The organism is Comamonas terrigena NBRC 13299 (assembly GCF_006740045.1).
GTDB classification, from domain to species: Bacteria; Pseudomonadota; Gammaproteobacteria; order Burkholderiales; family Burkholderiaceae_C; genus Comamonas; species Comamonas terrigena.
On record NZ_AP019749.1, the window covers coordinates 740,285 to 759,304 of the forward strand.

Annotated in this window: 13 protein-coding genes; 5 read left to right on the top strand and 8 right to left on the bottom strand. The window is 65.3% G+C overall.

The window, feature by feature from the left end; genetic code table 11:
- Positions 1-161 precede the first annotated feature (161 nt).
- Both CT3_RS03335 and CT3_RS03340 read left to right on the top strand, forming a co-directional pair.
- The gene (locus tag CT3_RS03335; protein WP_066540329.1) at positions 162-791 is read left to right on the top strand and encodes a DUF1415 domain-containing protein; all 630 of its coding nucleotides are present in this window, start codon (positions 162-164) and stop codon (positions 789-791) included.
- Complete coding sequence (locus tag CT3_RS03340) at positions 791-1,756, top strand: class I SAM-dependent methyltransferase (protein ID WP_083520576.1); 966 nt, start codon at positions 791-793, stop codon at positions 1,754-1,756. The genes CT3_RS03335 and CT3_RS03340 overlap by 1 nt, the downstream gene beginning before the upstream one ends.
- A gap of 120 nt (positions 1,757-1,876) precedes the next feature.
- Here the strand turns inward: CT3_RS03340 and CT3_RS03345 are convergent, their stop codons facing one another.
- From CT3_RS03345 to CT3_RS03380, 8 genes are all read right to left on the bottom strand, one after another.
- Positions 1,877-3,823 (bottom strand): sensor histidine kinase, encoded by a 1,947-nt coding sequence (locus CT3_RS03345; RefSeq protein ID WP_066540332.1) that lies wholly within the window; start codon positions 3,821-3,823, stop codon positions 1,877-1,879.
- Complete coding sequence (locus CT3_RS03350; protein ID WP_066540335.1) at positions 3,820-4,515, bottom strand: response regulator; 696 nt, start codon at positions 4,513-4,515, stop codon at positions 3,820-3,822. The genes CT3_RS03345 and CT3_RS03350 overlap by 4 nt, the downstream gene beginning before the upstream one ends.
- Positions 4,516-4,618: 103 nt before the next feature.
- Positions 4,619-6,802, bottom strand: coding sequence for a TonB-dependent siderophore receptor (locus tag CT3_RS03355; protein ID WP_192334742.1), 2,184 nt, complete (start codon positions 6,800-6,802; stop codon positions 4,619-4,621).
- 315 nt (positions 6,803-7,117) lie between these two features.
- A complete protein-coding gene (locus tag CT3_RS03360; protein WP_066540341.1) occupies positions 7,118-8,113 on the bottom strand; it encodes a Bug family tripartite tricarboxylate transporter substrate binding protein in 996 nt (331 codons plus the stop codon).
- A 139-nt stretch (positions 8,114-8,252) separates the two neighbouring features.
- Entirely contained in the window at positions 8,253-8,993 is a 741-nt protein-coding gene (locus CT3_RS03365; protein ID WP_066540343.1) for an SDR family NAD(P)-dependent oxidoreductase, read from the bottom strand.
- 52 nt (positions 8,994-9,045) lie between these two features.
- A complete protein-coding gene (gene pcaF, locus CT3_RS03370; RefSeq protein ID WP_066540345.1) occupies positions 9,046-10,257 on the bottom strand; it encodes a 3-oxoadipyl-CoA thiolase in 1,212 nt (403 codons plus the stop codon).
- A gap of 105 nt (positions 10,258-10,362) precedes the next feature.
- Positions 10,363-11,028 carry a 3-oxoacid CoA-transferase subunit B gene (locus CT3_RS03375; protein WP_066540347.1) on the bottom strand — a complete coding sequence of 222 codons (666 nt, stop codon included), beginning with the start codon at positions 11,026-11,028 and terminating at the stop codon, positions 10,363-10,365.
- 23 nt (positions 11,029-11,051) lie between these two features.
- Entirely contained in the window at positions 11,052-11,753 is a 702-nt protein-coding gene (locus CT3_RS03380) for a 3-oxoacid CoA-transferase subunit A (protein WP_066540350.1), read from the bottom strand.
- A 151-nt stretch (positions 11,754-11,904) separates the two neighbouring features.
- Here CT3_RS03380 and CT3_RS03385 point away from each other — a divergent pair, with 151 nt between their 5' ends.
- From CT3_RS03385 to CT3_RS03395, 3 genes are all read left to right on the top strand, one after another.
- Positions 11,905-12,690, top strand: coding sequence for an IclR family transcriptional regulator domain-containing protein (locus CT3_RS03385; RefSeq protein WP_066540352.1), 786 nt, complete (start codon positions 11,905-11,907; stop codon positions 12,688-12,690).
- A gap of 516 nt (positions 12,691-13,206) precedes the next feature.
- Positions 13,207-13,986, top strand: coding sequence for a transposase (locus CT3_RS03390; protein WP_225608834.1), 780 nt, complete (start codon positions 13,207-13,209; stop codon positions 13,984-13,986).
- A gap of 227 nt (positions 13,987-14,213) precedes the next feature.
- Complete coding sequence (locus tag CT3_RS03395) at positions 14,214-18,947, top strand: glutamate synthase-related protein (protein WP_066540354.1); 4,734 nt, start codon at positions 14,214-14,216, stop codon at positions 18,945-18,947.
- The last annotated feature ends 73 nt before the right edge of the window (positions 18,948-19,020 follow it).

Sequence of the window (19,020 nt, forward strand, 5' to 3'; positions counted from 1 at the left end):
GCCGGTAGCCGATACCGGGTGCCGCATGCCGGCGTTGTCGGGCTTTGCGCCAGCGCAAAGTCCGCACCGTGCACGCAAGAGCGGCAGCCCGATAGAATTCGCGCCACAGAATCGATGAGAGAGAGGGGGCGTTGCGCCCCCATTTGCTTTTTGGGGCCCACATGACCGATACCACCATCCAGACCGACGCAGACCAACCATCCTTTCCCGAAGACATGGTGATCGCCGACACCGTGCGCTGGCTGGAGCGGGCCGTGATCGGCCTGAACCTGTGCCCCTTTGCCAAGGGCGTGCATGTGAAGGGCCAGATCCACTACGTCGTCAGCCAGGCCACGGATGCCGAAGGTGTGGCCAATGACCTGCACCGCGAGCTGGAAGCCCTGGCCGAGACCAACCCCGAAAAGCGCGACACCACGCTTCTGATGCTGCCCGAGGCACTGCAGGATTTTCTGGACTTCAACGATTTTCTGGAAATCGCCGATGCCATGGTGGAAGAGCTGGATCTGGGCGGCATTCTGCAAGTGGCCTCCTTCCATCCACGCTTTCAGTTCGAAGGCACGGATGTGGACGACGTGACCAACTGCACCAACCGCTCGCCTTATCCCACGCTGCACCTGATCCGCGAAGAAAGCATCGACAAGGCGGTGGAAGCCTTCCCCGAGGCCGAGATGATTTTCGAACGCAACATGGAAGTGCTGGAAGACATTGGCCTGGAAGGCTGGCTGGATCTGGACGTGGGCGCGCGCTGCCCGGTGACTGGCCATGCTGAACCCCAGAAGGCAGGCAACTGATGGCCAAGCACGACAAGAAAGGCCAGGGCGCTGCGAACGCCGGCCAAGCTGCCAAGCCGGCGGCCCAGGACATTGCGGCCCAGCTGGAGCTGAAACCCGGCCAGAGCATCGCCTTGCTCAAGGCCCTGCACATCCTCACGCGCGACGGCAAGCTCAACCAGGATTCGCGCCGCAAGCTCAAGCAGGTCTATCACCTGTACCAGTTCATCGAGCCCATCCTCAAGGAGCTGGGGGCCGACGGCCACGCCGTGACGCTGGCCGACCATGGCGCGGGCAAGTCCTATCTCGGCTTCATCCTGTACGACCTGTACTTCAAGGCCCAGGGGCTGGGCCGCATCTACGGCATCGAAACTCGCGCACCGTTGGTCGAGGCGTCGCAGAAGCTGGCCGCCGATCTGGGTTTCGAGCGCATGGAGTTTCTGAACATGTCGGTGGCCGAATCCACCCAGGCCGATTTCATGCCTGAGCGCTTTGACGTGGTTACGGCCCTGCATGCCTGCGACACCGCCACCGACGATGCGATTGCCTTCGGCCTGGAGAAAAAGGCCAAGGCCATGGTGCTGGTGCCCTGCTGCCAGGCCGAAGTCGCGGCCTGCCTGCGCCAGACCAAGGCATTGAGCCTGGCGCGCACGCCGCTGGCCGAACTGTGGCGCCACCCCATCCACACGCGCGAGATCGGCAGCCAGGTCACCAATGTGCTGCGCTGCCTGTACCTGGAAGCCAGCGGCTACCAGGTGACGGTGACTGAGCTGGTGGGCTGGGAGCACAGCATGAAGAACGAGCTGATCGTGGCCCGCTACACCGGCCACAAGAAACGCGCGGCGGCCGATCGCCTGCAACAGCTGCTGGCCGAGTTCGGATTGGAAGCATTGGCGCAGAGCCGTTTCAAGCTGCCGCAACACGCGGTAGCGCCGGCCGCACTGGGTGAGCCAGCGGCTGCCGTTGCTGCTGAAAACGCCGCCTGAGGTGGTGTTGCCAAGGGCGCGAATGGTCTGCGCCTGAACGCCGGTGGTCTCCAGCGCGGTTCAGCCCTGCTTCGCGTTGTTTTCAGCAGCGGGGCATGCCTGCTGCGGCGGCGAGCCCGCTCACGGCATGGGCATGTGCGGTATGGGCAGACGGGGGGCGGGCAGAGGTGCTGCAGCGCCCAGGTCCGCCAGCGGCAGGCAGGCCTCGATCACGGTATGGCCCGGGCGGGAGCGGACATGCAGCGCGCCGCCCATGCGCTCCATGCGTGCCCGCATGCTGGACATGCCGATGCCCAGGCCGGCGCGCAGGGCGATCGGCGCGTCAAAGCCGATGCCGTCATCCTCGATGCGCAGCACCAGCTGCCTGGCATCCGGATACAGCAGGTTGACCCGCACCATGCGGGCCTGGCTGTGTTTGACGATATTCGTCAGCGCTTCCTCGGCCACCCGGGCCAGCAGCATGCACTGCAGGGCGCTGGGCGGGGTTTCCCAGTGCGCTGGGGTCAGCCATTCAGAGGACATCTCCAGGTCGTCGAACAGAGTGACAAATCGATAGCGCAGCGGAATGGTCCATTCCTCGGGGGTGGTCGGCGCGTTGGCGCCGATGCTGCCATCGCTGTCCACCACCTGGCGCAGGTCATCGCGCAGCAGCTTGAGCATGGACAGATAGCGTTCCTTGGAGGGGGGCGCATCGCTTTGCTCCACCAGCATGATGGAGCGCACGATCTGTCCACCCAGGCCATCGTGCAGATCTTGTGCCAGCTGCAGGCGTTCCTGCAGGTGGGCATTGGCCAGGGCCAGGGCATGTTCCTGGGAAAGTGTGGTGTTCAGCTCGTCGCAGGCGCGGGCCACGGTTTCGCTCAGCTCCTGGTTGAAGCGCTCGATGCGCTGGGCATCCTGCAGAATGCGCCGGCGCATCAGTACGGCCGACAGCAGCATGAACAGCAGGGCGGTGTAGGCACTGTAGAAGTTGCGGCTGGGCCAGATTTCCGCCACCACCAGCAGATCGCGCACGCCCATGGACACCATCAGCAGCAGATAGACGGCGACCAACTGGTGCTGCAGCGCACGGGTGCGCCAGGCATGCCGGATCACCAGCGCGGTATTGCCCAGGAAGATCAGGGTATAGAAGTCGGCCGCCCGCTGCATGGGGAACCACCCCGGGGTGGCCATAACGACCGCACCGGCCACCAGGGTCAATCCGCCCAGGCGTTGCAGCTGGCGGCGTGACAAAGGGCTTTCAATCAGCTGCCAGCAGAACACCGCGAAGCTGGCGATGTAGCCGATATAGGCCAGGTGGTTGACGCGTGCCATGGCCAGGCTGTCTGGAAAGGGCCAGGTCTCGGTCAGCAGCACATTGCTGCCGAACAGCACCCAGCACAGCGACACCAGTGCATACCAGCCCAGCAGAGACTGCTTGCGCCGGGGCAGCCATACCACCAGCGCCATGATGCCCAGGGTGGCGGACAGGGTGAGGTTCAGCTGGAACAGGGTGCGCGTGTTCCAGTCATGGTGGCGCTGGCTGGCGAGCATGGCTTCGGGGGTACCTACCTCCACCACGCCCAGACCGGGGCGCAGCTCCGGCACGCCGACCACGCGCAGCCAGATGGTGTTCGGTCCCTGGGGCTGTAAGGAGGATTGCGGCAGCACCCAGGAATGGGCGGTGCTCCAGGAGCGGGACAGCGGCTCCTGCAGATGGTGGTCGCGCCAGATCAGGTCCTGGTTGCTGTAGACCTCCCCGGCCATGTTGATGGAGTCCACGGTCATGGCCACGGGGCTTGTCAGCGGGCAGTCCGTGCTCCAGGTGATGCGGTACCAGACCGGGCCGTGGTGTCCGGGCCAGCGGCGCGACCAATTGTCCGGCAGCGTCACGGCTTCCCAGCCCTGGGTCGGTGCCTGGGTGGCTGCTGCATCCGCACGGGCAGCCATGGTGCTGTCGATGCGGGCGCTGCATGCCTGGGCTGCAGTGCTGGCATGGGCTGCAGGCATCCAGCACAGCCAGGCCAGCAGCAGACTGCACAGCCACCAGAGGCTGCGTGCCAGGCGGTGCCCGCCGAACCCCGTCATCGCGTCAGCAGTCCCCGGGCACGGGCTTCGCTGACGGCACGCATGCGCGAGCTGACGGCCAGTTTGCGGTAGATGTTGCGCACATGGGCTTCCACGGTGTGGCGCGAGATGAACATGCGCTCGGCAATCTCGCGGTGGGTCAGGCCGCTGGCCACCTGGTTGAGGATGTCGATCTCGCGTGCGCTCAGCACGGCATCGGAGTCGGTGGCGGCCGGCGGCTCGGTGGGCGCCTGCTGTTGCTGGAACTCGGTGATGACGCGGCGCGCGATGAAAGGGTCGATAGGCGCACCGCCGCGCAGCACGCTGCGGATGGAGAGGGTGACTTCCAGGTCGTCACGTTCCTTGAGCACATAGCCGGTGGCCCCGGCGCGCAGGGCGTTCAGGATGGCCTCCTTGGTGCTCCAGGCGGAGATCACAAGAATGCCCATGACGGGGTCGCTGCTGCGCAGCTCGCCAATCAGTTCCGTGCCATTGCCGTCCGGCAGGCCCAGATCGACCAGGGCCAGGGCAAAGCTTTGCTGCGCGGCCAGCTGGCGGGCCGGGCCCAGGGCCGAGGCGAAGTGCAGCATGTCGGCCTGGTAGCCCAGGCTGGCCAGGATCTGCCGCAGCCGTTGCTGGATCAAGGCATCGTCTTCCACCACCAGCACAGGGGTTGGCAAAGGGGCGGGCGTGGTCGGAGGAATGGCGGACATGGTGTTCAAGGAGTGCGCGCGGTGCGTGTTGCGCGCACTATCGCTGCTGGAGCCGGTGTTGCCAATCCCGAAACATAGGTAATTGCAGGCCGACGCCGGGCGCTCAATACTGGTAGCGCAGCGTGGCCTGCCAGCTGCGCGGCGGTCCATAGGCGGTGAACATGGGCGCTTCGATGCTGCGGTAATAGCGCTTGTCCAGCAGATTGTGCACGTTCAGCTGTAGCTGCCAGTGTGGCGTGATCTGGCGTGCCGCCATCAGCCCCACCAGGGTGTAGGAGGGCTGGCGGATGCGGTACTGGTAGCCGCTCAGGGTGTCCAGCCCGGTATTTCCGGTGCTGCTTTGGCGGTAGAGGCTGCCGCCCACACGCCAGGCGCTGTCCGGCAGGCGGTAGACCGTGCTCAGCTGCCACTGCAGGCGAGGCAGTTGCGGCTCGTAGCGCTGGCCTTGTTTCTGCGGGTCCTGGGTATGGCGGCTGTTGACCAGGGTGGTGCTGGCCGACAGCTGCCAGCCCGGGGTGATTTGCCCTTGCAGCTGCAGGGTCACGCCGCGGCTGCGCACCTGCTCGATGCTTCGGTAGCACGCCACGCCGGGGTAGCTGGGGCAGGTGAATTGCTGGTATTCCTGCTCCAGCGCATGGCGCTGGGTGGCCTGGAACAGGTGGATGCCGGCCTGCAGGCGCTGGTCCAGGTAGCGGCCTTGCAGGCCGGCGCCATAGGTGCGCCCCGTGGTCGATGGCAGCACCTGGCCCGCCATGTCGCGTTCGGTGCGGGGCTGGAAGATGTCCGAGGTCTGCAGGTAGGCGCTGTGCCGCGCATCCAGCTCCCACACCAGACCGGCGTAGCGGCTGAAGTGCTGCAGGCGGTCCTGGTCGGTGCGCTGCATGGGCATGCGGAAATTGTCGGCCACCAGTCCGGCATGGCGGTAGCGGTCCCAGCGTCCGCCCAGGGTCAGCTGCAGCCGCTCGTGCAGTTGCAGCTGCGTGGCCAGCCAGACACCCGTCTGGGTGGGGTCCAGCGTCTGGCGGTAGCGGTAGGCGTAGGCCGACAGCAGGCCCAGGTTCGGCGCCGCGACGGGGGTCATGGGCGCGTAGACATTCAGGCCGGTGATCCAGTTGGGGGCCGTCCAGCCCTGGCCGGAGGTGTCGCCCCGGCGGTGGCTCAGGCCCAGGGCCAGTTGGTGGGTGCGCCCGGCAAAGCGCCAGGGGCCGCGCAGCGACACGGCGTAGCTGTTCTCCTCCTGGCTGGAGTTGTACTGACCCAGGCTCTGGCGCATGGCCGTGGGGGTGCCCCCGTTCAGGTAGGTGCCCAGGTATTCCAGCTGGGAGTGCAGCCGCAGCAGGTCGGCGCGCAGGCTCCAGCCGCTGTCCCATTCATGTTCCAGCTGGGCAAAGGCGGTGTCGGTCTGCTGCTGCCAGTATTCCCAGTCGTAGCCCAGGTAGGTGGAGCGTGGCAGGTGCAGGTCGCCGCCGTCGGGGGCGGTGGGGATCTCGCTGAGCGAGTCGCGGTGGATGTTGCGCTGCTGACTGGCCCCCAGGCGCAGCGTGGTCTGGGCGGCAATGTCGGCCTCGACCACGCCGTAGTAGCTGCGTTTGCGGCTGGCCATGCGGTCCATATAGCTGTGGTGGTTGTTGGCATCCACCACGGCGCGGGCACGCAAGCTGCCGGCGGCATTCAGCGGGCCGGAGGCGTCGACCATGGCTTCGCGCTGGTTCCAGCGGCCGGCACGCAGCTGCAGTTCCACGCGCGGCTGGGCCGTGGGCAGCTTGCGCACCAGGTTCAGCGCTGCAGAGGGGGTGCCCATGCCGCTCATCAGGCCCGAGGCGCCCTGGACCACTTCCACCCGGTCGTACAGGGCCAGGCTCTGGCTCAGGTCGAAATTCTTGTCGGAGCTGACGCTCATGCCGTCCACCATCCAGTGGCTGAGCGCAAAACCCCGGGCGTACAGCTGCCCGCGCGAGGTGCTCAGGCCGGCCGAGAGCACGGCCAGATCCCGCACCGACTGGGCGTCCTGGTCGTTGAGCAGGCTGCGGGTCAGCACCTGCACGGGCTGGGGGGTATCCTGGCTGCGCAGTGCCAGGCCGGTGGCCGTGGCACTGGGGGCGGTGCTCAGGTACTGGTCGCTGCCTTCGGTGGTGGCAGAGGCTGGGGCGGTGACATCGACCGTACCCAGCGTGGCCACTGTGGGGGCAGTGCCCTCTGCCGCCTGGGTGGGCAGGGCCGCAGCCAGGCAGGCCAGCGCCAGGGCGGTGCGTGCGCACACGGGCCGGCCCACGGCAGGAAAACACAAGGCGGAGGGCAAGGCAACGCAGAGCACGGCAAGGGACGCAAAGACGCTGGGACAGCAGGAAAGGGGGGATGTTAGGTGACGATTGATGACAATTCGTCACTTTGTGATGAAAAAAGCACGCCTGCTCTTTTCTTTGCGTGGCTGACCTCTCCGTGCTTGTCTTGCGGTCCTGTTTTGTATACAGAATTTGGGAGCGCCCATAAAAAACGCGTCTGCACAGCCCGCTACAGGCTGTGACAGACGCGCAAAGGAGGAGATATGTCGACGTCGCGGGACGTCGACGGCAGCGCAACCCGGGCGCTGCCGCGTCGGCGATCAGACCTGAGCGCCAGACTCCTTGACGACCTTGCCCCACTTGGCGGCTTCGGACTTGATATAGGCATCGAACTGGGCCTGGGTGTCGATCACCACGTCACCGCCCTGGTCTTCGATCTTCTTGATCACGGCGGGGTTCTTCAGCACCTTGACCAGCGCGGCGTGGAGCTTTTGCTGCACATCGGCCGGGGTCTTGACCGGGGCCCACAGGCCGAACCAGGAGGTGGCCTCGTAGCCCGGCACGCCGGCTTCGGCGATGGTCGGCACATCCGGCAGTTCACGCGAGCGCTTGGCCGTGGTCACGGCGATGGGGCGCAGCTTGCCCGAGCGCACGTGCTGGATGGCGGAGGGCATGTTGTCGAACATCACCGAGATCTGGTTGCCCAGCAGGTCGGTCATGGCGGGGGCGCTGCCCTTGTAGGGCACGTGCACCATGTCCACCTTGGTCATGGACTTGAACAGCTCGCCCGACAGGTGCACGGAGGATCCGCTGCCCGAGGAGCCGAAGTTCACCTTGCCCGGATTGGCCTTGGCGTAGGCGATCAGTTCCTTCACGTTCTTGAACGGCTGGGCAGGGTTGGCCACCAGCAGGTTGGGCACGGTGGCCACGCGGCTCAGCGGTGCAAAGTCCTTGATCGGGTCGAAGGGCATCTTGCTGTAGAGCGACTGGTTGATGGCGTGCGTGCCCACCGTGCCCATGAACAGGGTGTAGCCGTCGGCGGCCGAGCGGGCGGCGGCCATGCCGCCGATGTTGCCGCCGGCGCCGGGGCGGTTGTCGATGATCACGGGCTGGCCCAGTTCTTCACCCAGGTACTGGCCGACGATGCGGGCCAGGATGTCGGTGGTACCACCGGCCGAGAAGGGGACGATGATGTTGATGGGCTTGCTGGGGAAGGCGCCCTGGGCAGCCGCACCGCCAGCCACGGCCAGGGTGGCCGCAGCGGCCAGCATCTTCAGACCATGGCGGCGCGAGAAAGAGCGGGTGGATTCAAACATCAAAGTCTCCAGTACACGAGGGAAAAGGCCCCTGCGCACCCTGCTGGCCAGGGCCAGGCACGCACGCCGGGGGTGGTGGCCGTGCATGCATGGCACGGCCATCCGGGGGAATCGGGAAAGTGAAACGGCTTGCGGGCGCTCAGACCGGGGCCACGCCCAGCGTCGTTCCGCCACACACGTACAGCACCTGACCGGTGACAAAGCCGTTGTCGGGCGACAGGAAGAACAGCGCCGCGCGGGCCACGTCTTCGGGCGTGCCCATGCGGCCCACGGCGATGCTGTTCAGGATGCGCTGCGTCTGCGGCGCGCCATCCGGGTTGCTGTTCTTGAACAGCTCGGTGGCAATGGGGCCGGGGCCGATGGCGTTGACCGTGATGCGGTCGCGGCCCAGCTCCATGGCCAGGGTGCGTGTCATGCCGATCAGGCCGGCCTTGGTGGCCGAATACACAATGCGCTCGCCCTTGCCCAGTGCGGCACGCGACGACATGTTGACGATGCGGCCTTCACCGCAGGCGCGCAGCGTGGGCAAAAAAGCCTGCACCAGCAGCATGGGCGCACGCAGGTGCAGACCCACCACATCATCGAGCTGGGCCGAGGTGGCCGTGTCGATGGTGCCGGGGCGGGTGGCTCCGGCGTTGTTCACCAGTGCGGTCACGTTGTGCGCTGCCGCAATCTTCTCGGCCGCGGCCTGGGTGGACTCTGCGCTGGTCAGGTCGGCCTGGTAGGACACCAGGCGTTCATGGCTCCAGCTGGGCAGCACGTAGTCCAGGTTGACCACGGTGCGGCCCTGGGCCAGCAGGGCTTCGGCGATCGAACGGCCAATGCCGTTGCTGGCGCCGGTCACTACGGTGCAGGCGGCGGATTGGGGGGCTTGGCTCATGCAAGGTCTCCTGAGCGGTGATGGGGGCAGGTTCCGGTCCGAGGGAAAAGGTTCAGACCTTTTCCAGAATCACGGCAATGCCCTGGCCCACGCCGATGCACATGGTGCACAGTGCGTAACGGCCGCCCAGCGTGTGCAGCTGGTTCACGGCGGTGGTGGCCAGGCGGGCACCGGATGCACCCAGGGGGTGGCCCAGAGCGATGGCGCCGCCCCACTGGTTGACGCGCTGGTCGTCATCGGCAATACCCAGGTCGCGCAGCACGGCCAGGCCTTGGGCTGCAAAGGCTTCGTTCAGCTCGATCACATCCATGTCGGCCAGTGTCAGGCCGGTCTGGGCCAGCACCTTGCGCACTGCAGGGGCGGGGCCGAAACCCATGATGCGGGGGGCGACACCGGCGGTGGCCATGCCCACCACGCGGGCGCGGGGCACCAGGTTGTATTGCTGGGCGGCTTCTTCGTTGGCCAGCAGCAGGGCGCAGGCGCCGTCATTCACGCCGCTGGCATTGCCGGCGGACACCGTGCCGTCAGGACGGACCACGCCCTTCAGCTTGGCCAGCGCTTCCAGCGTGGTGGCACGGGGGTGTTCGTCCTGGCTCACCACGATGGCATCACCCTTCTTCTGGGGGATGACCACGTTGACGATTTCCTTGGCCAGGTAGCCGGCAGCGATGGCCGCGGCGGCCTTTTGCTGGGAAGCCAGCGCCATGCGGTCCTGGGCTTCGCGTTCGATCTTGAAGTCGTCGGCCACGTTCTCGGCGGTTTCGGGCATGGAGTCCACGCCGTACTGCTGCTTCATCAGCTTGTTGATGAAGCGCCAGCCGATGGTGGTGTCGTACACGGCATTGCTGCGGCTGAAGGCGCTTTCGGCCTTGGGCATGACGAACGGGGCACGGCTCATGGATTCCACACCGCCGGCAATCATCAGGCGGGCTTCGCCGGACTTGATGGCGCGGGCGGCAGAGCCCACGGCGTCCAGGCCGGAGCCGCACAGGCGGTTGATGGTGGAGCCGGGCACATCGATGGGCAGACCCGCCAGCAGGCTGGACATGCGGGCCACGTTGCGGTTGTCTTCACCGGCCTGGTTGGCATTGCCGTACAGCACATCGTCCACGGCCTTCCAGTCCACGCCGGGGTTGCGCTCCATCAGCGCCTTGATGGGCAGGGCGCCCAGGTCGTCGGTGCGCACGCTGGACAGTGCACCGCCGTAGCGGCCGAAGGGGGTGCGGATGGCGTCGCAGATGAAGGCTTGGGGGGTGTTGCTCATGGTGTTGTCTCCGATGTGCGGTGGCCGGTGGGCCGGTCGATGTTCAAGAAATGGGGCGTCCTGTGCGCCTCTCCCGTCGCGGGAAGGGTACACAGGAGAGTGCGTTCAGGCTGCGACGGCTGCAGCCGGTGCGGCGATGGGCAGGCCGACGATGCGTTCCAGTTCGGCGTGGCTGAGACCGTCCACGGTGTCCACCAGGCGCAGACCCGAAGGCGTGCATTCCAGCGTGCACAGGTCGGTGTAGATGCGCTTGACGCAGCCCAGGCCGGTCAGCGGGTAGCTGCAGGCGGACACGACCTTGCATTCGCCGGTCTTGGTCAGCAGGTCCATCATCACCCAGGTCGCCTTGGCGCCGACGGCCAGGTCCATGGCGCCGCCCACGGCGGGAATGGCACCGGGCTCGCCCGTGCTCCAGTTGGCCAGGTCACCTGTGGCCGAGACCTGGAAGGCCCCCAGCACGCAGATGTCCAGGTGGCCGCCGCGCATCATGGCGAAGCTGTCGGCGTGGTGGAAGAAGCTGCCGCCTGCCAGCAGCGTGACGGGCTGCTTGCCTGCGTTGATCAGGTCATAGTCTTCCTGGCCTTCGGCGGGGGCCGGGCCCATGCCGAGGATGCCGTTTTCCGACTGCAGCACCACCTCGCGGTCGGCGGGGATGTAGTTGCCGACCAGAGTGGGCTGGCCGATGCCCAGGTTCACATAGGCACCGTCGAAGATGTCTTGGGCGACGCGGGCGGCGAGTTCGTTCTTGCTGCGCTTTTGGTAGCTGCTCATGAGGTATCTCCTTGATTCGCGGCTTAGGCGGCTTGTTTGAAACCACCGGCCTGGGTGGCCACGAACGGGATCTGGACGATGGAGTTCACATAGATTCCGGGGGTGACCACGGCTTCGGGGTCCAGCTGGCCCAGCTCCACGATCTCGTGCACGGTGGCGATGGTGTGCTTGGCAGCCACGGCGCACACCGGGCCGAAGTTGCGGGCGGCCATGCGGTAGGTCAGATTGCCCCAGCGATCACCCTGCTCGGCCTTGACCAGTGCCACATCACCGTAGATGGGGTACTCCAGCACATAGTGCTTGCCGTTGATTTCGCGGGTTTCCTTGCCGTTGGCCAGTTCGGTGCCGTAGGCGGTGGGGCAGAAAAAGGCGCCGATGCCGGCGCCGGCGGCGCGCATGCGCTCGGCCAGCGTGCCCTGGGGCACCAGTTCCAGCTCGATCTTGCCGGCACGGTACAGGTCGTTGAACACCCAGCTGTCCGCCGTGCGGGGGAAGCTGCAGATGATCTTCTGCACCAGACCGCTTTGCAGCAGTGCGGCCAGACCGGTGTAACCGTTGCCGGCGTTGTTGTTGACCACGGTGAGATTGCGGGCGCCATGGGCAATCAGACCGTCGATCAGCTCATTGGGGTTGCCAGCGGTGCCAAAGCCGCCGATGAGGACCACGTCCCCGTCTTTGACGACCGAAACGGCTTCGGCAATGGTGTCGGTGATTTTGTTGATCATGTGTTGTCTCCTGCTGACATGACCCCTTCGCGGTGTGGGCGAAGGCGTTAAAATGTTCGCATATAGAACAAAAGTTCGCTAAAAGAATTATAGGAAGAGGCTTTGCCTTTTCGCGCCTGTAGAAACCACATCAGGGAAAACCCTTGCAGCTATGGAAAACGAAGCACAAAAACCAAGCGACAGCTACGTTCAGTCGTTTGCGCGGGGGCTGGAGGTGATCCGCTCCTTCAGCGCACAAGCACCGGTTCAGACACTCAGCGAGGTGGCTGCGCGCACCGGCATGACGCGCGCTGGTGCCCGCCGCATCCTGCTGACCTTGCAGACCCTGGGCTATGTGCACAGCGACGGCAAACACTTCCGGCTGACACCGCGCATCCTGGATCTGGGCTTTGCCTACCTCAGCTCCATGCCGCTGTGGAGCCTGGCCGGCCCGGCCATGGAAGGCCTGGTGGATGCGGTGGGCGAGTCCTGTTCGGCCGCCGTACTCGACGGGCTGGATGTGGTCTATGTGTTGCGCGTGCACACCCACAAGATCATGAGCACCAACCTGGGCGTGGGCTCGCGCCTGCCGGCGTTCTGGACCTCGCTGGGTCGCGTGCTGCTGGCGGCCCAGCCCGATGCGCAGGTGCAGGCGCTGATGGACCGCTGCCCGCGCAGCCAGTTCACCCAGCTGACGCAGACCAGTGACGAGGCGCTGTGGGCTGCCATCCGCCAGACGCGCAGCCAGGGCTGGTGCCTGCTGAACCAGGAGCTGGAGGAAGGGCTGATTTCGATTGCCGCACCGGTGCGCAACAGCCTGGGCCAGACGGTGGCCGCGCTGAACATCAGCGGCCAGGCCAACCGCACCAGTGCCGAGATGATGCAAAACCAGTTGCTGCCGCAGCTGCTGCGCACCTGCGACACCATCTCGCAACTGCTGCGGGCGGCGGGGCGCTGAACAGCAGGGGCACCAGGCATTCTGTGCGGGTCTGCGGCGCAAGGCCCTCCTGGCCCTTCTGGGCCATCAGACCTGTCCGACCCGTCTGTCTGCGTGGCTGACGGATCTCCGATTCCGCGGCGCCCTGTGGATGGTGCGCTGGAGCCGCCATCGCGCGGCGTGCACGCTTGCCACGGGCATGCCCTGGAACCGGCGGTACCTGCACACCGATCCGGTGTGGGGGTTCTCCATGTGGCGCGTTGCCCGCAGCGCCGAGGTACAGCATGCTCCTGTTTTGATAGAGTGCAGCCAGGCTGTGCCGCGTGCTGTGGAGGCCGGGCGGCCACCCAGGCGATGGGCTTGTGCCAGCCACACCGTGTGTGGACGTCGTATGGAGACAGGAACTCCTCCGACAAATGGTCGCTGGTACGCTGCGCATAATGTATTTCAACCTTGTGCACTGCTGTTGATAGCCAAAACCTATTCTGGTCGGCGCACAGCGATGTGGTGTGCCTCCTCTTCAACCTGTGACGCTCCATGGCCCGCTTGCCCCGACTGACACTGCCAGGAATGGCCCATTACGTGATCCAGCGTGGGAACAATCTGCAGCCCATTTTTGAGGACGTGCAGGACTACGAGACCATGAAGGATCTGATGCGCGAGATGGCGCGGCGCTTCCAGGTCGATCTGCATGCCTATGTGCTGCTGCCGGCGCAGTTCCATGTGCTGGCCACGCCCGAGACGGAAGAGGGGCTGCCGCTGTTCATGCAGTCGGTGGGGCGCAGCTATGTGCGCTACTTCAACAACCGCCACGGCCGCAGCGGCACCTTGTGGGAAGGGCGCTACCGCTCCACCGTGCTGGAGGCCTCGGCCTATCTGCTGCCCTGCATGGTGGTGCTGGAAACCCAGCCGGTGGCGGAAGGCCTGGTGGGGCGCCCGCAGGACTACCTATGGTCCAGCTATGCGCACAACGCAGGCGTGCAGCAGGACAGCCTGGTGCGCTCCCATGCCCAGTACTGGGCCCTGGCCAATACCCCGTTCGCCCGGGAAGCCGCCTACCAGCGCACGGTGGAGCATGGGGTGTCGGCAGCCGTGGCGGAAGAGGTGCTGGCGGCGGCCAGCAAGGGCTGGGCCCTGGGATCGCCGGATTTTGTGGCGCAACTGCAGCACCAGACCCAGCGGCGCCTGACCCGGCGGCGTCCGGGGCGGCCGGCGCAGCGGCCGGTTGAGGCCAGTCCGCCACAGGGTGGTGAGGCGAGTTCGTCACCATCTGCAACGGCTGCAGATGCGGCGTTCGCACCATATCAGGGCAATTGATCCTTCCTGGTTATTGAATTTGCACTTTGTTGGTGCGTTTTGGTGCGTGAGCAGGCGCTCGCGTGCCGCGTGGCTTTCTTTTGGTGCATTTGATATGTCCCTAATTAAAATGAAAATGCGGATTTTTATTTTTAATTAGTATCTGACCCCAATTAAATTTTCTTGCATAGGTTTATGCGGTGTCGTACTCTCGCGTTCCCTGCGATAGACAAATAGAGGAAAACCCCATGACTACGGCTGCCGAAATTGCCCACTTGCAAGAGCACGGGCTGTACGCCAAGAGCAATGAACACGACGCCTGCGGTCTGGGCTTCGTGGCCCATATCAAGGGGCAGAAGCGCCATGACATCGTCCTGGGTGCGCTGAAGATCCTCGAGAACATCGACCACCGTGGCGCCGTGGGTGCCGACCCGCTGATGGGTGACGGTGCCGGTATCCTGATCCAGATTCCCGACCAGCTCTACCGCGAAGAGATGACCAAGCAGGGCGTGGAACTGCCACCCGCCGGCGAATACGGCGTGGGCATGATCTTCCTGCCCAAGGAGCACGCTTCCCGTCTGGCCTGCGAACAGGAGATGGAGCGCGCCATCAAGGCCGAAGGCCAGGTGCTGCTGGGCTGGCGCGATGTGCCGGTGAACCGCGACATGCCCATGTCGCCCACCGTGCGCGAAAAGGAACCCATCCTGCGCCAGGTCTTCATCGGCCGTGGCTCGGACGTGATCGTCCAGGACGCACTGGAACGCAAGCTGTATGTGATCCGCAAGACCGCATCGGCCGCCATCCAGAACCTGGGCCTCAAGCACAGCAAGGAATACTACGTTCCCAGCATGAGCAGCCGCACCGTGGTCTACAAGGGCCTGCTGCTGGCCGACCAGGTGGGCGTGTACTACAAGGACCTGGCCGATGAGCGCTGCGTCTCGGCCATCGGCCTGGTGCACCAGCGCTTCTCCACCAACACCTTCCCCGAATGGCCGCTGGCCCACCCCTACCGCTACGTGGCCCACAACGGTGAAATCAACACCGTGCGCGGCAACTACAACTGGATGGTGGCCCGCGAAGGCGTGATGGCCTCGCCCGTGCTGGCCGACGACCTGCAAAAGCTCTACCCCATCAGCTTTGCCGGCCAGTCCGACACCGCCACCTTCGACAACTGCCTGGAACTGCTGACCATGGCCGGCTACCCCATCAGCCAGGCCGTGATGATGATGATTCCCGAGCCCTGGGAACAGCACGAAGCCATGGACGAGCGCCGCCGCGCCTTCTATGAATACCACGCTGCGATGATGGAGCCCTGGGACGGTCCCGCTTCCATCGTGTTCACCGATGGGCGCCAGATCGGCGCCACGCTGGACCGCAACGGCCTGCGTCCTTCGCGCTATGTGGTGACCGAAGACGATCTGGTCATCCTGGCCTCCGAAGCCGGCGTGCTGCCCGTGCCCGACAGCAAGATCGTGCGCAAGTGGCGTCTGCAGCCCGGCAAGATGCTGCTGATCGACCTGGAACAAGGCCGCATGATCGAGGACGACGAGCTCAAGGCCAACGTCGTCAACACCAAGCCCTACAAGCAGTGGATCGAGAACCTGCGCATCAAGCTGGACCAGGTGCAGGTGCCGGCCGACTTTGTCGCGCCCGCCAAGCCTGCGCTGACGCTGCTGGACCGCCAGCAGGCCTTCGGCTTCACCCAGGAAGACGTCAAGTTCCTGCTGACCCCCATGGCCAAGAACGGCGAAGAGGGCGTGGGCTCCATGGGCAACGACAGCCCGCTGGCCGTGCTGTCGGACAAGAACAAGCCGCTGTACAACTACTTCCGCCAGATGTTCGCGCAGGTGACCAACCCGCCGATCGACCCCATCCGCGAAGCCATCGTGATGTCGCTGGTGTCCTTTGTGGGCCCCAAGCCCAATCTGCTGGACATCAACCAGGTCAACCCGCCGATGCGCCTCGAGCTGCAGCAGCCCATCCTCGACTTCGAGGGCATGGCCAAGCTGCGCGAGATCGAGAAGTACACCCACGGCAAGTTCAAGAGCGCCACCATCGACATCACCTACCCGCTGTCGTGGGGCCGTGAAGGTGTGGAAGCCAAGCTGGCTTCGCTGTGCGCCCACGCCGTGGACGAGATCAAGGGCGGCGCCAACATCCTGATCATCAGCGACCGCAACGTGAGCGCCACGCAGGTGGCCATCCCTGCGCTGCTGGCACTGTCGGCCATCCACCAGCACCTGGTGCGTGAAGGCCTGCGCACCACCGCCGGTCTGGTGGTGGAAACCGGCTCGGCCCGTGAAATCCACCATTTCGCCGTGCTGGCCGGCTACGGTGCGGAAGCCGTGCACCCCTATCTGGCGCTGGAGACCCTGGCCGACCTGTACCAGGAACCCGTGGACGGTCTGGATGCCGACAAGGCCATCTACCACTACGTCAAGGCGATCGGCAAGGGCCTGTCCAAGATCATGTCCAAGATGGGCGTGTCCACTTACATGTCCTACTGCGGCGCGCAGCTGTTCGAGGCCGTGGGCCTGAACACCGCCACCGTGGACAAGTACTTCACCGGCACCGCCAGCCGTGTGGAAGGCATCGGCGTGTTCGAGATCGCCGAGGAAACCATCCGCAACCACGTGGCTGCCTTCAGCGACGACCCGGTGCTGGAAACCATGCTGGACGCCGGCGGCGAGTACGCCTGGCGCGCCCGTGGCGAAGCCCACATGTGGACGCCCGATGCGATCGCCAAGCTGCAGCATTCCACCCGTGCCAACAACTTCAGCACCTACAAGGAATACGCCCAGCTGATCAACGACCAGAGCAAGCAGCACATGACGCTGCGCGGTCTGTTCGAGTTCAAGTGCGATCCCGCCACGGCCATTCCGGTGGACGAAGTGGAATCCGCTGCCGAGATCGTCAAGCGTTTTGCCACCGGCGCCATGTCGCTGGGCTCGATCTCCACCGAAGCCCACGCCACCCTGGCCGTGGCCATGAACCGCATTGGCGGCAAGAGCAACACAGGTGAAGGCGGCGAAGATCCCAAGCGCTACCGCAACGAGCTCAAGGGCATCCCCATCAAGCAGGGCGAAACCCTGGCTTCCATCATCGGCAAGGCCCAGGTCGAGTCCGATATCGAGCTGCGCGAAGGCGACAGCCTGCGCTCCAAGATCAAGCAGGTCGCTTCCGGCCGCTTTGGTGTGACGGCCGAGTACCTGGTGTCCTCCGACCAGATCCAGATCAAGATGGCCCAGGGCGCCAAGCCCGGTGAAGGCGGTCAGCTGCCGGGCGGCAAGGTGTCCGAATACATCGGCATGCAGCGGTACTCGGTGCCCGGCGTGGGCCTGATTTCGCCTCCGCCCCACCACGACATCTACTCCATCGAAGATCTGGCACAACTGATTCATGATCTGAAGAACGTGGCTCCGCACGCCGACATCTCGGTGAAGCTGGTGTCCGAAGTCGGTGTGGGCACGATTGCCGCCGGCGTTGCCAAGTGCAAGAGCGACCACGTGGTGATCGCCGGTCACGACGGCGGCACGGGCGCTTCGCCGCTGTCGTCCATCAAGCATGCCGGCGGTCCCTGGGAAATCGGTCTGGCCGAAACCCAGCAGACCCTGGTGCTGAACCGCCTGCGCGGCCGTATCCGCGTGCAGGCCGACGGCCAGATGAAGACCGGCCGCGACGTGGTCATCGGCGCCCTGCTGGGTGCCGACGAGTTCGGCTTCGCTACCGCACCGCTGGTGGTGGAAGGCTGCATCATGATGCGCAAGTGCCACCTGAACACCTGCCCCGTGGGCGTGGCCACGCAGGACCCTGTCCTGCGCGCCAAGTTCACCGGCAAGCCCGAGCATGTGGTGAACTACTTCTTCTTCATCGCCGAAGAAGTGCGCCAGATCATGGCCCAGCTGGGTCTGCGCAAGTTCGACGAACTGGTGGGCCGTTCCGACCTGCTGGACACCCGCAAGGGCGTGGAACACTGGAAGGCCCAGGGTCTGGACTTCAGCCGCCTGTTCTACCAGCCGAACGTGCCCGCCGATGTGCCTCGCTTCCATGTCGACAAGCAGGACCACTTGCTGGACAAGGCGCTGGACGTGAAGCTGATCGAGCGCTGCAAGCCCGCGATCGAAAACGGCGAGAAGGTGCGCATCATGGAAGTGGCGCGCAACGTGAACCGTTCCGTGGGGGCCATGCTCTCCGGCGCGGTGACCCGTGCGCACGCCGAAGGCCTGCCAGACGACACCATCCGCATCCACTTCGAAGGTACGGGCGGCCAGTCTTTCGGTGCCTTCCTGTGCAAGGGCGTGACGCTGAACCTGACCGGCGAAGCCAACGACTACACCGGCAAGGGCCTGTCCGGCGGCCGCGTGGTGGTGCGTCCCAGCCATGAATTCCGTGGCAACTCGGTGAGCAACACCATCGTGGGCAACACCGTGATGTTCGGCGCCACCCGCGGTGAAGCCTTCTTCAGCGGCGTGGCCGGCGAACGCTTTGCCGTGCGCCTGTCGGGTGCCACGGCGGTGGTCGAAGGCGTGGGTGACCACGGCTGCGAATACATGACCGGCGGTACCGTGGTGGTGCTGGGCAAGACCGGCCGCAACTTTGCCGCCGGCATGAGCGGCGGCGTGGCCTATGTGTACGACGAAGACGGCAAGTTCGCCGAGCGTTGCAACACCGCGTCCGTCAAGCTGGACAAGGTGCTGCCGCACGAAGAATTCGTCAGCAGCATCGACCCCGGTGTGTGGCACAACGGCCAGAGCGACGAGCAACAGCTGCGCGCCATGGTCGAAGCCCACAGCCGCTGGACCGGTTCGCAGCGTGCCCGTGACCTGCTGGACAACTGGGCCGCAGCGCGTGCCAAGTTCGTCAAGGTCTTCCCGACCGAGTACAAGCGTGCACTCGGCGAAATCTATGAACGCAAACAGAAGGAAAAGCAAGCTGCATCTGCGCAAGCCACTCCCAAAAAAGAAGCGGTAGCGGCCAAGTAAACACGGCCCGAACGCGGCGGCCCGGGCGGGCCGTCGCACCGCCAGCGAACACAGATTTCAAGGAATACACACC